This window comes from Sphaerotilus sp. FB-3, from assembly GCF_023706025.1.
Classification (GTDB): Bacteria; Pseudomonadota; Gammaproteobacteria; order Burkholderiales; family Burkholderiaceae_C; genus Sphaerotilus; species Sphaerotilus sulfidivorans.
In genome coordinates this window covers 1-14168 of sequence record NZ_BQWE01000039.1, presented here as the reverse complement: position 1 = coordinate 14168, position 14168 = coordinate 1, and the positions used below count along the sequence as shown (strand labels likewise).

Here is a 14168-nt window from a genome sequence, read left to right as displayed (position 1 = left end):
ACAAGCATCTGGAAGACGTGGAGCGGCTATCACCGGCGCAGCTTGGTGGAGACCAAGATGCACTGCCTGAAGCGGTTGGGCGATCGGGTCACGGCCCGCACGTTCGAGCGTCAGGTGGTCGAGCTGCATGTGCGCGTGGCCGTGCTCAACCGCTTCAGTCAGATCGGCCGGCCGCAGACCGTGCCGGTGGGTGCCGTGGCATGAGTCCGTCCGGGGTTGGGGTCAGGGCGTCTGCTCGTGGGTTTGTGCAACAGAGCCGATCCAGAACGACAAAGGGCCCCGCAGGGCCCTTGGTTCGTTGGTAAAAAATCTGCCGATCACCCCTGCAGCGTCTCGATCTCGAACCCCACGACATTGCGCGCCGTGCGGCTGAACTCGATGCCGATCAGGTGCACGGTGGCGCCGCGGCCCAGGTATTTCTCGGCGTAGCGCTTGTCGCGGATCTGCTGCAGCGCGTGGCCTTCGGGGGCGTCGGCCACCACCTTGAACTCGAACAGGAAGACCTGTGCGCCCAGGCGCAGCGTCAGGTCGATGCGGCCGTGGCTGGTCGCGTCCTCGACCTGCAGGTCCAGCCCCAGCCCGGCCAGGTGGCTGTAGAACACGCTGGCGTAGTGGCCCTCGAAGCCGGCCAGCGGGTTCCTGCGATACCAGTCGCTCGGGATGCTGGCGAACAGCGCCCGCAGCGCCGTCTCCATGCCCAGCCCGTCGCGCTCGCGCAGTGCCCTCATCAGCGCCTGGCGCTGCAGCGAGGCAGCCCGCATCGGCACGCCGTAGCCGGGCAGCAGCACCCGGTTCAGGCTCATCTCCACCTCCCGGTTCGGATAGCCCAGCGTGTAGATCAGCTCGCGCGTCTCGGTCTCCTCGGCCGCGTGCACGCTCAGGTAGCCGGCCTGGAACAGCAGCGCCACCGCGCCGATCTGCTCCACCTCGAAGCTCATCAGCTCCATCTCGTCGGCCTGCAGCCGCGCCAGATCGGGCGTGAACCACGACTGCTCGGCCAGCAGCCTGACCAGGAAGGTGGGCGTGCCGGTGTCGAACCAGTGCGCCTTGAACTGCCGGCTGTCGAACAGCAGCAGCACGTCGAAGGGGTTGTAGACGCCCACGCCCAGCCAGTTGTAGCCGTTGTACCAGCGCCGGATCTCGTCGCGGTCCAGCCCCGGCAGCTCCGGCGCGAACACGGTGTCGAGGTCGGCGTCGGTGTAGCCGCACAGCGCGCTCCAGCGCGCGTCCAGCGTGATGTCGTGCAGATTGTTCAGCCCCGAGAACAGGCTGACCTTGCTGAACTTGGACACGCCGGTCAGGAACACGAACTTCAGGTGCGGATCCGCCCCCTTGAGCACCGAATACAGGTTGCGCAGCCCGTCGCGCATCTCCGCGGCCCGGGCCGGCTCGGTGAGGTTGTCCAGAATGGGCTTGTCGTACTCGTCGACCAGCACCGCGACCGGCGCGCCGTGGCGCTCGTGCACCCGCCGGATGAGTTCGGCAAAGCGGCCGTCGACCGTGCGGCGCTCGCATTGCACGCCCAGCGCGACCTCGTTGTCCTGCAGGATCTCGTGAATGCGCGCGTCCAGCTCGGCCCGGCTCTGCAGCATGCCGTCGGAAAAGCTGATGCGGATGACCGGATGGCGCTGCGACCAGTCCCAGCGCGATTCGGCCGCCAGCCCCTCGAACAGCGCCCGGTTGCCCTCGAACAGTTCCTTGAAGGTGTCCACCAGCAGGCTCTTGCCGAAGCGCCGCGGGCGGCTCAGGAAGAAGTACGAGCCCGACGCGATCAGGTCGATCGCCAGGCCCGACTTGTCGACGTAGTAGCAGCCTTCCTCGCGCAGCTTGGCCAGGGTCTGGATGCCGAGGGGCAGCTTCTTGCGGGGCAGTGCGGAGGCGGCGTGGCTCATGGAACCAGTGTAGCCACGCCGGAATGGCCGGGCGGCCGCTCAGCTCTCCTGCTGCCGCGCCCCGAAGCTCTCGGTCAGGCGGTCCAGGATGATCGCCAGCAGCACCACCGACAGGCCGCTCTCGAAGCCCAGGCCGATGTCCAGGCGCTGGATGCTGGAGAGCACCTCGTTGCCCAGGCCGCCGGCGCCGACCATCGAGGCGATGATGACCATCGAGAGGGCCATCATGATGGTCTGGTTGACGCCCGCCATCAGCGTGGGCAGCGCGATGGGGAGCTGCACCTTCCAGAGGAGCTGCATCGAGGTGCAGCCGAAGGCCTGGCCGGCCTCGACCTGCTCGCTGCTGACCTGGCGGATGCCCAGCGCGGTCAGGCGCACCACCGGCGGCATCGCGAACACGACGGTGGCCAGGATGCCCGGCACCCGGCCCAGGCCGAAGAGCATCGCCGCCGGGATCAGGTAGACGAAGGCGGGCATGGTCTGCATGAAGTCCAGCACCGGACGCAGCAGCGCGTTGAAGCGGTCGCTGCGCGCGCTCAGGATGCCCAGCGGCACGCCGACAACGATGCTGATCAGCGTGGCCGAGAACACCAGGGCCAGCGTCACCGCGGTCTGGTCCCAGAAGCCGATGATGCGGATCACCAGCAGGCTGGCCAGCGCGAACAGGCCGAAGCGCCAGTTCAGCCGCCACACGCCCAGCGCGGTCACCGCGATCATCACCAGCCAGGACGGGATCGCCAGCAGGCCGGCCTCGATCTGGCTGGCGAAGCCTTCGACCAGCGCGCCGATCACGTCGAAGAGACCGCCGCCCTGCTCGAGCAGCAGCTTGACGGCGTCGTTGACCAGGGCGCCCAGCGGCAGCAGGTTCTTGCCCTCGCCGATCAGGTCTTGCAGGAAATCAGCTGGCATGTCGGGTGCTCGCGATCTTGAGGAGGAGGCTGCGGGGAGTGATGCAGCCGACAAGGCGTTCGGCGTCGTCGAAGACGCTCACCGGCTGGTCCAGGCCGAGCACGGTGTCGAGCGTCTCGGGCAGGGCGGTGGTGGCGCGCAGCCGGCCGGCCGCGCTGGCCGGGAAAGGCACGACGGTGCGGTCGACCAGGTCGGCGGCGGTCAGGTAGCGCGAGGTGTCGACGCCCCGGAAGAAGCGGCGCACATAGTCGTTGGCGGGGCTGGTAACGATCTCGTGCGGCGAGCCCTCCTGGACCAGGTTGCCGCCTTCCATGATGGCGATCTTCGAGCCGATCTTCAGGGCTTCCTCCAGGTCGTGCGAGACGAAGACGATGGTGCGGCGCTGCTCGCGCTGCAGGTCCAGCATCAGGTCCTGCATCTCGGTGCGCTTGAGCGGATCGAGCGCCGAGAAGGCCTCGTCCATCAGCAGGATGTCGGGATCGACCGCCAGCGCGCGCGCCAGGCCGACGCGCTGCTGCATGCCGCCGGAGAGCTGGCGCGGGTACTTGGCCGCATAGGCCTTCAGGCCGACCTGCTCGAGCGCCTGCATCACCTTGTCGCGGTAGCGCTTCGGGTTCTCGCCGGCCACTTCCAGGCCGAAGGCGACATTGTCCTGCACCGTGCGGTGCGGCATCAGCGCGAAGCTCTGGAAGACCATCGCGATGCGCTTGCGCCGCCAGCGCATCAGCTCCGGCAGCGGCATGCGCGCCACATCGTCGCCGTCGATGACCACCGAGCCGGCGGTCGGCTCGACCAGGCGGTTGATCAGCCGGATCAGCGTCGACTTGCCCGAGCCCGACAGGCCCATCAGCACATAGATGTCGCCGGCCTGCACATCGAAGCCGACCTTGTTGACGCCGACCACCTGGCCGGTGCGCTGGAAGATCTCGTCCTTGCCGATCCCCTGGCTCAGCATCGCCAGGGCGGCATCGGGTTTGGGGCCAAAGACCTTGGTCAGGTCGCGGATCTGGATCTTGGGTCTGGCCATGCGGGGCTCCCGGGCAATCGTCGAGGGTGGAGAGAGACAGGAGAGATTCATCATCGGAATGGACAGCGGGCGGCCCCTAGCGGTCAAGCTCGAGATCCCCGAGCGGTCGGCTGCAGCAGGGCAGCATCCAGCCCTGGGCCACCTCGCGCGGGCGCAGGCCGCCGCCCTGGCTCATCTGCACCTCGCCGGAGAGACGCCGCGTGCGGCAGGTGCCGCAGACGCCGCTCGAGCAGCTGAAGGGCCAGCGCAGGCCGGCGCGGCGCGCGGCTTCGAGCAGCGTCTCGTCCGGGGCGCACTCGAAGCGCTCGCCGCGCTTGAGCGTGATGACGAAGCGGGGGGCCGGCTCGGCGGCGTCCGGGATCGGGGCCGCGACAGGCGCGGGGGTCGGTGCCGGGGCCTCGAAGCTGAAGCTTTCCTCGTGGTAGCGGCTCATGTCGAAGCCGGCCTCCGCCAGCATCGCGCGCACCGCGGCCATGAAGGGCGCCGGGCCGCAGCACCAGACCTCGCGCTCGAGCAGATCGGGCACCTGCGCGCGCAGCAGCGGCAGCGACAGCCGGCCCAGCAGGCCGCTGTAGCCGGGCGTGCTGCCACGCCCCTCGCAGACCACGCTGGCGCGCCAGCGCGGCAGCCGGCGCGCCAGCACCGCCAGCTCGTCGGCAAAGACGACATCCTGCGGCGTGCGCGCGGCGTGGAGGAACTGCACGTCGGCGTCCAGGCCCAGATCGGCCCAGGCGCGCGACATCGACATCAGCGGCGTCACGCCGCTGCCCGCCGACAGGTAGAGTTGGCCGCGGGCCGGTGCGGCCACCGGGCCGGCTGGAAAGCAGAACTGCCCGGCCGGGCCGGTCAGCGACAGCAGCCCGCCTGGGCGCAGGTGGTCGTGCAGCCAGTTCGACACCCGCCCGCCGACCACCCGCTTGACGGTGATGGCCAGCGTGTCGGGCCGCGTCGGGCTGGAGCTCAGGGTGTAGCAGCGATGCAGGCGCTCGCCGTCGATGTCCAGCGCCAGGGTAACGAACTGGCCCGGACGGTAGCGGAAGCTGCGCGCGCCGTCGTGCAGGCGCAGCACGAAGGTGCGCACATCATGGGTCTCGTCGATCACCTGCACGCAGGTGAAGTGCTCGTCGTCCGGCACCCAGGCGTCGGACGGCGCATCGGCCAGGTCAGGAAAGGAGGCGTTCATGGGGAAAACCGTGGAGTCGCGACGTTTGCAATGAACGTGCCTGACATGCCGCAGCCCGGCATCAGCGCGAGGCCGTCAGGCTGGCGCGCATGCGGTCCACGTACCAGACGCAGAAGGCCTCCACCAGGCCTTCGGTGAAGGGCGAATAGGGGCCGGGCTGATAGGCGCTGCTGGCCACGCCGGCCTGAGAGAACTCGACCAGGCGGCGGTCCTGGTCATTGGTGGCATTCCAGACCGCGGTCAGGTTCTCGACGGTGTAGTCCACGCCTTCCACCGCATCCTTGTGCACGCACCAGGTGGTGCGCACCAGCGTGCGGCCCGCGCTCAGCGGGATCACCGAGAAGCTCACCACATGGTCGCTCATGAAGTGGTGCCAGGAGTTGGGCTGCGTCCAGAACGACAGGCCGCCGAGCGACTTCTCGGTGAAGTCGGCCAGCAGCTTCCTGCAGGCGACCTCGGTGTTCATCGTCTGCGACTCGCCGGCGCGATCCAGCGGCAGGCGCTGGGTGCGGAAACCGGTGACGCGGGTGTCGAGCTCCTCGATGCGGGCGCTGGGCAGGCCCATCGCCGCCCAGCGGGCTTCGCTGTCGCGCACGATCTGCTCGAACTGCGCGATGCCCTCGGCGTTCTGCGGGCCCGGCTGCGCACCGAAGCCGTGCTCGTACAGCGAGATGGTCAGCTCCGGATGGTTGCCCACGCAGTGGTAGCACTCGCGGTTGTTCTCCATCGTCAGCTTCCAGTTGCCCTGCTCCAGGATCTCGACCTGGGCGGCGACCTTGCACTCGGACAGCCGGTGCGGCGCCAGATAGGGCCGCATGCGCGCGGCGACTTCCTCGAAGTCGGCCGGCGGTTCGTCGGCCAGGCAGATGAAGATCAGGCCCTCCAGATCGCGCAGATGCACCTTGTGCAGATGGTGCTGCTCGCGCAGGAAGGTCTCGCCCATGTGGTCGGCGTGGATCAGCCGGCCTTCCAGGTCGTAGGTCCACTGGTGATAGGGGCAGACGATGTTGCCCAGGCTGCCCTGGTGCTCGTCGCACAGCTTGGAGCCGCGGTGGCGGCAGACGTTGTGGAAGGCTCGCAGCTGCATGTCGTCGTCGCGCACGATCAGCACCGAGTCGCTGCCGATGTCGACGGTGAGGTAGTCGCCCGGCTCGGGCACCTGCGGCGCCACCGCGACGAAGATCCAGTGGCGGCGGAAGATGTGCTCCAGGTCGGCCTGGAAGATCTCCTCGCTCAGGTAGAACGGGGCTTCGAGGCTGTGGCCGGGCCGGCGGCGCTCCAGCAGCGTGGCGAGCATCGCATCGGCGCGGCCGGTGCGGGGGTGCAGGGTGACGGGGGCGGTTGTTGTCGTCATGGCGGAGATCCTCGGAACGCGGGAGGGCTGCAGGTCGTCGAGGCCATTGTTCGGTCAGCCGCCCCGGCGACCTTGCATGTGACGGACACGGATTTGTCTGCAGGCGACATCGGCGCGCGACAGGTCGCGATGTCGGTTTTGGGCAAATGCGTGTCCGCGGCGCACAAGCCGCAGCGGCGCCGGGCTCGAAGAATGAGGCCATCCGAGATCGCCCCTCCCCGCCTCACCGCAGCCCTCCCCGACGCCATGAACACTGCCGACTTCTTCGCCGCACCGCTGGCCCAGGCCGACCCGCAGGTCGCCCGCTCGATCCGCCGCGAGCTCAACCGCCAGCAGAGCCAGATCGAGCTGATCGCCTCCGAGAACATCGTCTCCCGCGCGGTGCTGCAGGCCCAGGGCTCGGTGTTCACCAACAAGTACGCCGAGGGCTATCCGGGCAAGCGCTACTACGGCGGCTGCGAGCAGGCCGACGTGGTCGAGGCGCTGGCGATCGAGCGGCTGTGCCAGCTCTTCGGCGCACGCTTCGCCAATGTGCAGCCGCACTCCGGCGCGCAGGCCAACACCGCGGTGATGCTGGCCCTGGTCAAGCCGGGCGACACGGTGCTGGGCATGGCGCTCTCCGCCGGCGGCCATCTGACGCACGGCGCCAAGCCCGCACTCTCGGGCAAGTGGTTCAACGCGGTGCAGTACGGCGTGCGCGAAGGCGACTGCCGGGTCGATCTCGACGAGGTCGAGCGCCTGGCGCACGAGCACCGCCCCAAGCTCATCATCGCCGGCTTCTCGGCCTACCCGCGCACGCTCGACTGGGCGCGCTTCCGTGCGATCGCCGACGCGGTGGGCGCGCTGCTGATGGTCGACATGGCGCATGTGGCCGGCCTGGTGGCCGCGGGCGTCTACCCGAGCCCGGTGCCGCATGCGCATGTCACCACCAGCACCACGCACAAGACGCTGCGCGGCCCGCGCGGCGGCGTGATCCTGAGCAACGACGAGGAGATCGCGAAGAAGATCAACTCGGCCGTCTTTCCCGGCGCGCAGGGCGGACCGCTGATGCACGTCATCGCCGCCAAGGCGGTGGCCTTCGGCGAGGCGCTGCAGCCGGCCTTCCAGGCCTACGCCCGCCAGGTGGTGGCCAATGCCCAGGCGCTGGGCGAGACGCTGCGCGCCGGCGGCCTGGACCTGGTCACCGGCGGCACCGACAACCACCTGCTGCTGGTCGACCTGCGCCCGCTGGGCCTCAAGGGCAACCAGACCGAGGTGGCGCTGGAGCGCGCCGGCATCACCTGCAACAAGAACGGCATTCCCTTCGACACCGAGAAGCCCACCGTCACCTCGGGCATCCGCGTCGGCACCGCCGCGATCACCACCCGCGGCCTGAAGGAGGACGACTGCCGCGAGGTCGGCCGGCTGATCCTCGACGTGCTGCAGGCGCTGCGCCGCGACCCGGCCGGCGACGCGCAGGTCGAGATGCTGGTGCGCGAGCAGGTGCAGACGCTGATGAGCCGCTTTCCCATCTATCCCGAACTCTGAGCCCGGCCTCTTGCCCGACTTCCGAAGGACGCACGCCATGAATCCCCTGCACGCCGAATCCATCGTCATCGACGGCCTGATCATCTCGAAGTGGAACCGCCCGGTCTTCGAGGACATGAAAAAGGGCGGCCTCACCGCCGCCAACTGCACCGTCTCGGTCTGGGACGACTTCAAGAGCACGGTGCACAACATCGCCGAGATGAAGGCGCACATCCGCGCCAACGCCGACCTGCTGACGCTGGTGCGCACGACCGACGACATCCGCCGCGCCAAGCGGGAGGGCAAGACCGGCATCATCCTGGGCTTCCAGAACGCGCACGCCTTCGAGGACCACCTGGGCCACATCGAGGCCTTCGCCGACCTGGGCGTGCGCGTGGTGCAGCTCTGCTACAACACCCAGAACCTGATCGGCACCGGCTGCTACGAGCGCGACGGCGGCCTCTCCGGCTACGGCCACGAGGTCATCGCCGAGATGAACCGGGTCGGCATCATGGTCGACCTCTCGCACGTCGGCGCCAGGACCAGCGAGGAGGCCATCCTGGCCTCCAAGAAGCCGGTCACCTACAGCCACTGCCTGCCCGCGGGCCTGAAGGAGCACCCGCGCAACAAGAGCGACGAGCAGCTGAAGTTCATCGCCGACCGCGGCGGCTTCATCGGCGTGACCATGTTCCCGCCCTTCCTGCGCCGCGGCATCGAGTCCACCGTCGACGACTATGTCGAGGCGCTGGACTACGTCATCAACCTGGTCGGCGAGGACTGCGTCGGCGTCGGCACCGACCACACCCAGGGCTACGGCCAGGACTTCTTCGACCACATCACGCACGACAAGGGCCGCGGCCGCCGCCTGACGAACTTCGGCACCGTGCTGAACCCCGAGGGCATCCGCACCATCGGCGAGATGCCCAACCTGACCGACGCGATGGAGCGCGCCGGCTGGAAGCCCGAGCGCATCGTCAAGGTGATCGGCGGCAACTGGCTGCGGGTGTTCGGCGAAGTCTGGGGCGCCTGAGCGCCACGCAAGAGGAGCACACGACCATGCAACCGCAACTGCCCATTTCCGTCGACGAGACCACCGGCATCTGGATCACCGACGGTCTGCCGATGATCTATGTGCCGCGCCACTTCTTCGTCAACAACCATGTCGAGGCCGAGGCCGCGATCGGCCGCGAGACCTACGCCGCGAGCCTGTACAAGGCCGGCTACCGCTCGGCCTACTTCTGGTGCGAGCAGGAGAGCAGGACGCACGGCCTGCAGGGCCTGGCGGTCTACGAGCACTACCTGAAGCGCCTGTCGCAGCGCGGCTGGGGGCTGTTCTCGTTCGACGAGGTCGATGCCCGCAGCGGCCACGCCCGCATCAGGCTGGAGCACTCGGTCTTCGTGCTGGCCCAGGGCATCGCCGGTGTGCCGGTGAGCCGGGACAAGGTCTGCTACCTGTTCGCCGGCTGGTTCTCCGGCGCGATGGACTGGGTCGGACAGGCCACCGGCCAGACCTGGAAGACCCACAGCGAGGAGACCCGGTGCGCCGCAGAAGGCCACGCGCACTGCGTGTTCACCGTCACGCCGATCGCGCACTGACCCGACCGCGCGCCGCCCCGCCGCCCCTCACGCCGCCTGACCACGCCGCCCGACCATGCGCTACCCGCACCTCTTCGAACCCATCCAGCTCAACCAGCTGAAGATCCGCAACCGCATCGTCAGCACCGCGCACGCCGAGGTCTACGCCGACGACGGCATGCCCGGCGAGCGCTACATCCGCTACTACGAGGAGAAGGCCAAGGGCGGCGTCGGCCTGGCGATCTGCGGCGGCTCCAGCCCCGTCTCGCGCGACAGCCCGAGCAGCTGGTGGAGCTCGGTCAACCTCTCGCGCGACGAGACGATGGAAGGACTGTCCCGGCTGGCCGAGACCATGCACAGACATGGCGCCAAGATCATGATCCAGGCCACCCACATGGGCCGGCGCAATGCCTGGCACGGCTTCGACTGGCCGCACCTGGTGTCTCCGTCGGGCGTGCGCGAGCCGGTGCACCGCGGCAACGCCAAGACGATCGAGATCGAGGAGATCCGCCGCATCATCCAGGACTACGCGAAGGCCGCGCGCCGCGTGAAGGCCTCGGGGCTGGACGGCATCGAGATCTCGGCGGCGCACCAGCACCTGATCGACCAGTTCTGGAGCCCGCGCAGCAACTTCCGCAGCGACGAGTGGGGCGGCAGCCTGCAGAACCGCCTGCGCTTCGGCATCGAGGTGCTGCAGGCGGTGCGCGCCGAGGTGGGCCGGGACTTCTGCGTCGGCCTGCGCATGTGCGGCGACGAGTTCCACGAGGACGGCCTGAACCACGAGATGCTCAAGGAGATCGCCCAGGCCATGAGCGAGACCGGCCTGATCGACTACCTGAGCGTCATCGGCTCCGGCGCCGACACCCACAACACGCTGGCCAACTGCATGCCGCCGATGGCGCTGCCGCCCGAGCCCTTCGTGCATCTGGCCGGCGGCATCAAGAGCGTGGTGAAGATTCCGGTGATGCACGCGCAGAGCATCCGCGACGCGCAGCAGGCCGAGCGCCTGCTGGCCAGCGGCACGGTCGACATGGTCGGCATGACCCGCGCGCAGATCGCCGATCCGCACATGGTCATCAAGATCCGCGACGGGCGCGAGGACCAGATCAAGCAGTGCGTCGGCGCCAACTACTGCATCGACCGCCAGTACAACGGCCTGGACGTGCTCTGCGTGCAGAACGCCGCCACCAGCCGCGAACGCACCATGCCGCACACGATCGCCAGGACCAGCGGCCCGAAGCGCCGGGTGGTGGTGGTCGGCGCCGGCCCGGCCGGGCTGGAAGCCGCCCGCGTGGCGCGCGAGCGCGGCCATGACGTGGTGCTGTTCGAGAAGGCGCCGCAGGTCGGCGGCCAGGTCAACCTGGCGGCCAAGGCGCCGAAGCGCGAACAGATGGCCGGCATCATCCGCTGGTTCGACCTGGAGACCACACGCCTGGGCGTGGACCGCCGCCTGGGCACCGAGGCCGATGTGTCGATGATCCTCGACGAGCGGCCGGACATCGTCGTGCTGGCCACCGGCGGCCTGCCGCACACCGGCCAGACGCCTGAGTGGGGCGTGGCCGAGGGCCTGGCGGTGTCGGGCTGGGACATCCTGAGCGGCAAGGTGGCGCCGAAGGGCAATGTGCTGGTCTATGACGCGATCAGCGCGCATGCCGGCTCCGGCGTGGCCGACTTCATCGCCAGCCGCGGCCACCTGGTCGAGATGGTCACGCCCGACGTGAAGATCGCCGACGACACCGGCGGCACCACCTTCCCGATCATCTACCGCCAGCTCTGCGCGCAGGGCGTGATCCTGACGCCCAACCACTGGCTCGACCGCGTCTACCGCGAGAGCACGCCCGAGGGCGACCGGCTGGTCGCGGTGCTGCGCCACGAGTACACCGAGGTGCAGGAGGAGCGCGTGGTCGACCAGGTCGTGATCGAGAACGGCATCCGCCCGAACGAGGCGCTGTACTGGCAGCTCAAGGATCGCTCGGTCAACCACGGCCAGACCGACATCGACGCGCTCTACGACAACCAGCCGCAGCCGGCGCTGGCCGAGAAGCTCGGCGACGGCCGCTTCGCGCTGTTCCGCATCGGCGACGGCGTGTCGATGCACAACATCCACGGCGCGATCTACGACGCGCTGCGTCTCTGCAAGGACTTCTGAGCATGGATGCCGTCCTGTCTTCCTCCTCGGCCTGGGTCTGGCGCGACGCCATCACGGCGGTGTTCTGGCTGGCGGTGGCCGCGCTGGCGATCGGCACCGCGCGGCGCGCGGCGCTCTGGCGTACCGGCCTGGCCGCGCCGGTGGCCTGGCGCGGGCTGCTGGCCATTCCGAAGCGCTATTTCGTCGACCTGCACCATGTGGTCGCCCGCGAGCCGGCGGTGGCGCGCGCGCATGTCGCAGTGGCTGGCGGCGCCATCGCCTGCCTGGCGCTGGTGGCGATCAACGACGGCCTGCGGCTGCGGCTGGCGGTGCTGGACATGGCGCTGGTGGCCTTCGCGCTGGTGATGCTGGCCGGCACGCTGATGATGGCGCTGCGCCGGCGCCAGCCGGCGGTGGCCGCGCGGGTCTCGCGCGGGCCGTGGCAGCGCCTGCCGTGGACGCTGGGCGCGGGCGCGCTCGGGCTGCTCGCGCTGGCCGCCGGCGCGCTGTGGCACGAGAGCATCGCGCCGTGGTGGGCGGCGCTGTGCGTGCTGGCCCTGGGCGCCGGCGCGGCCGAGCTTGCGCTGGGCGTCGGTCTGGCCGGGCCGATGAAGCATGCGGTGGCCGGCCTGCTGCACCTGGGCCTGCATCCGCGCCCCGAGCGCTTCGGGCCGCAGCCGGTGGGCCCGGCCGCGCAGCGCCAGGCCAGCGCGCTCAAGCCGGTGGATCTGGTGCGTGACCTGCCCGGCGCCGCCCGGCCGGCCGATCTGCCGTGGAACCGCCTGCTCTCCTTCGATGCCTGCGTGCAGTGCGGCAAGTGCGAAGCGGCCTGCCCGGCCTTCGCCGCCGGCCAGCCGCTCAATCCGAAGAAGCTGGTGCAGGATCTGGTGAGCGGCATGGCCGGCACCGGCGACGCGCACTATGCCGGCAACCCCTATCCGGGCAAGGAAATCGGCCACCATGCCGGCGCACCGGACCAGGCGGTGGTGCCCGGCCTGATCGACCCCGAGACGCTGTGGAGCTGCACCACCTGCCGCGCCTGCGTGCAGGCCTGCCCGATGCTGATCGAGCATGTCGATCTGGTGGTCGACCTGCGCCGCAGCCTGACGCTGGTGGGCGGCACCGTGCCGAACAAGGGCGACGAGGTGCTGGCCGCGCTGCGCGAGACCGACACCCAGGGCCGCCACCCGCTCGCCGCCCGGCACCACTGGGCCAGCGACCTGGGCCTGCCGGTGCTGGCCGACGCGCCGGCCACGCAGCGCACCGAGTGGCTGCTGCTCGCCGGCGAGGCCGGCTTCGACCTGCGCGGCCAGAAGACGCTGCGCGCGCTGGCGACGACGCTGCGCGCGGCCGGCGTGGTGCCAGCGCTGCTGGGCGCGCTGGAAACCGACTGCGGCGACGTGGCGCGCCGCCTCGGCGACGAGGCCGGCTACCAGCGCCTGGCACGCCAGCTCATCGCGACGCTGCAGGCGCATCCGGCCGCGAACCTGGTCACCGCCGACCCGCACCTGCTGCACGCGCTGCGCAACGAATACCCGGTGCTCGACGCCGCCTGGGCCGAGCAGCTGGCCCAGGGTCGCACCCGCGTCTGGCACCACACCGAGCTGCTGGCCGATCTGCTCGAGCGCGGCCGGCTGCGCCCGAAGGCGGATGCCGCGGCCAGCGCGCCCAGCGTCACGCTGCATGATCCCTGCTACCTGGGCCGCTACAACGGCCAGGTCGAGGCCCCGCGCCGCGCGCTCAAGGCCATCGGCATCCAGGTGGTCGAGATGGAGCGCTGCGGCCTGAACGCCCGCTGCTGCGGCGGCGGGGGCGGTGCGCCGACCACCGACATTCCCGGCCAGCGCCGCATTCCCGACATGCGCATGGACGACGCCCGCGCCACCGGCGCCGAGATCGTCGCGGTGGCCTGCCCGCAGTGCACCGCGATGCTCGAAGGCGTGACCGGCAAGCGCCCCGAGGTGCTGGACGTGGCCGAGCTGGTCGCCCGCGCCGTCGAGACCCGCCCCGCGCAGGAGACCCAAGCATGATCCGACGAGTCGATCCGCGCCGACCGGCGCTCATCACCCCGCAGGGCCTGCGCCGCATCGTGCTCGGCGGCACCGAGGGCGAACGCGGCCTGCGCCTGGCGGCGGTGTCGCATGCCACGGCCAGGCGTCCGCGCCTGGCCACGCCGAGCGAACGCGCCGCCGGCTGCCTGCTGGTGCTGGTGCATCCCGACAGCGGCAGCCTGGACGAACATGCCCGCGAGGCGATCGCCGCCGCCGCGCTGCTGGCCCGGCCTGACGAGGCGGTGGTCGTGCTGATGCCCTGGCCGCAGGCCCCGGGCACGCCCGGCGCCCCGGACCCGCAGGCCGGCGCGCTGGACGCCGCCGCGCTGGGCATCGACCGGCTGGAGCTGCTGCCGGTGAACGAGGCGCTCTCGCCCGAGGCGCTGGCCGAGGCCGTCGCCGCGCGCTGGCAGACCCTGTCCCCGCGCCTGACGCTGGCGCCGGACCGCGGCGACGACGGCGATCTGGGCCGACGCCTGGCGGTGCGCCAGCCGCTGGCCTGCGCCGCCGGCGTGGTCGAGATCGCCGACAGCCGGGTGCGGG

At 70.3% G+C, this 14168-nt stretch carries 11 protein-coding genes and 1 pseudogene; 7 read left to right on the top strand and 5 right to left on the bottom strand.

Annotated features, from left to right (window positions below; translation table 11 throughout):
* A partial coding sequence (locus tag NFT33_RS14750) for a transposase (protein ID WP_376744170.1) occupies nucleotides 1-204 on the top strand: 204 nt, incomplete at its 5' end.
* A 113-nt stretch (nucleotides 205-317) separates the two neighbouring features.
* Here NFT33_RS14750 and NFT33_RS14745 read toward each other — a convergent pair.
* The 5 genes from NFT33_RS14745 to NFT33_RS14725 form a co-directional block, all read right to left on the bottom strand.
* Complete coding sequence (locus tag NFT33_RS14745) at nucleotides 318-1892, bottom strand: ATP-binding protein (protein WP_180692865.1); 1575 nt, start codon at nucleotides 1890-1892, stop codon at nucleotides 318-320.
* A 39-nt stretch (nucleotides 1893-1931) separates the two neighbouring features.
* Nucleotides 1932-2801 (bottom strand): ABC transporter permease, encoded by an 870-nt coding sequence (locus tag NFT33_RS14740; protein ID WP_149505639.1) that lies wholly within the window; start codon nucleotides 2799-2801, stop codon nucleotides 1932-1934.
* Complete coding sequence (locus NFT33_RS14735; protein ID WP_251676470.1) at nucleotides 2791-3828, bottom strand: quaternary amine ABC transporter ATP-binding protein; 1038 nt, start codon at nucleotides 3826-3828, stop codon at nucleotides 2791-2793. The genes NFT33_RS14740 and NFT33_RS14735 overlap by 11 nt, the downstream gene beginning before the upstream one ends.
* A 76-nt stretch (nucleotides 3829-3904) precedes the next feature.
* Nucleotides 3905-5011, bottom strand: a complete 1107-nt coding sequence (locus NFT33_RS14730; protein WP_251676468.1) for an FAD-binding oxidoreductase — start codon at nucleotides 5009-5011, stop codon at nucleotides 3905-3907.
* Between the two features lie 61 nt (nucleotides 5012-5072).
* Nucleotides 5073-6308 carry an aromatic ring-hydroxylating oxygenase subunit alpha gene (locus tag NFT33_RS14725; protein ID WP_251676472.1) on the bottom strand — a complete coding sequence of 412 codons (1236 nt, stop codon included), beginning with the start codon at nucleotides 6306-6308 and terminating at the stop codon, nucleotides 5073-5075.
* A 303-nt stretch (nucleotides 6309-6611) separates the two neighbouring features.
* Here NFT33_RS14725 and glyA point away from each other — a divergent pair, with 303 nt between their 5' ends.
* The 6 genes and pseudogenes from glyA to NFT33_RS14695 all read left to right on the top strand — a co-directional run.
* Nucleotides 6612-7892: a serine hydroxymethyltransferase gene (glyA, locus tag NFT33_RS14720; RefSeq protein ID WP_251676466.1), complete on the top strand. Its 1281-nt coding sequence runs from the start codon at nucleotides 6612-6614 to the stop codon at nucleotides 7890-7892.
* Nucleotides 7893-7929: 37 nt separating this feature from the next.
* Entirely contained in the window at nucleotides 7930-8901 is a 972-nt protein-coding gene (locus tag NFT33_RS14715; RefSeq protein ID WP_251676464.1) for a dipeptidase, read from the top strand.
* Nucleotides 8902-8927: 26 nt separating this feature from the next.
* The gene (locus NFT33_RS14710; protein ID WP_251676462.1) at nucleotides 8928-9467 is read left to right on the top strand and encodes a DUF5943 domain-containing protein; all 540 of its coding nucleotides are present in this window, start codon (nucleotides 8928-8930) and stop codon (nucleotides 9465-9467) included.
* Between the two features lie 55 nt (nucleotides 9468-9522).
* Entirely contained in the window at nucleotides 9523-11595 is a 2073-nt protein-coding gene (locus NFT33_RS14705) for an NADH:flavin oxidoreductase (protein ID WP_251676460.1), read from the top strand.
* 2 nt (nucleotides 11596-11597) lie between these two features.
* Nucleotides 11598-13604 (top strand): DUF3483 domain-containing protein, encoded by a 2007-nt coding sequence (locus NFT33_RS14700; protein ID WP_251676458.1) that lies wholly within the window; start codon nucleotides 11598-11600, stop codon nucleotides 13602-13604.
* Nucleotides 13601-14168 (top strand): annotated as a pseudogene (locus tag NFT33_RS14695) (electron transfer flavoprotein subunit alpha/FixB family protein); the annotation flags it as partial. The gene NFT33_RS14700 and the pseudogene NFT33_RS14695, both read left to right, overlap by 4 nt.

What these genes read in the sequence shown, in the direction of transcription:
- NFT33_RS14745 (WP_180692865.1), bottom strand. Translation starts at nt 1,892, where the DNA reads ATGAGCCACGCCGCCTCCGCACTGCCCCGCAAGAAGCTGCCCCTCGGC.
- NFT33_RS14740 (WP_149505639.1), bottom strand. Translation starts at nt 2,801, where the DNA reads ATGCCAGCTGATTTCCTGCAAGACCTGATCGGCGAGGGCAAGAACCTG.
- NFT33_RS14735 (WP_251676470.1), bottom strand. Translation starts at nt 3,828, where the DNA reads ATGGCCAGACCCAAGATCCAGATCCGCGACCTGACCAAGGTCTTTGGC.
- NFT33_RS14730 (WP_251676468.1), bottom strand. Translation starts at nt 5,011, where the DNA reads ATGAACGCCTCCTTTCCTGACCTGGCCGATGCGCCGTCCGACGCCTGG.
- NFT33_RS14725 (WP_251676472.1), bottom strand. Translation starts at nt 6,308, where the DNA reads ATGCTCGCCACGCTGCTGGAGCGCCGCCGGCCCGGCCACAGCCTCGAA.
- glyA (WP_251676466.1), top strand. Translation starts at nt 6,612, where the DNA reads ATGAACACTGCCGACTTCTTCGCCGCACCGCTGGCCCAGGCCGACCCG.
- NFT33_RS14715 (WP_251676464.1), top strand. Translation starts at nt 7,930, where the DNA reads ATGAATCCCCTGCACGCCGAATCCATCGTCATCGACGGCCTGATCATC.
- NFT33_RS14710 (WP_251676462.1), top strand. Translation starts at nt 8,928, where the DNA reads ATGCAACCGCAACTGCCCATTTCCGTCGACGAGACCACCGGCATCTGG.
- NFT33_RS14705 (WP_251676460.1), top strand. Translation starts at nt 9,523, where the DNA reads ATGCGCTACCCGCACCTCTTCGAACCCATCCAGCTCAACCAGCTGAAG.
- NFT33_RS14700 (WP_251676458.1), top strand. Translation starts at nt 11,598, where the DNA reads ATGGATGCCGTCCTGTCTTCCTCCTCGGCCTGGGTCTGGCGCGACGCC.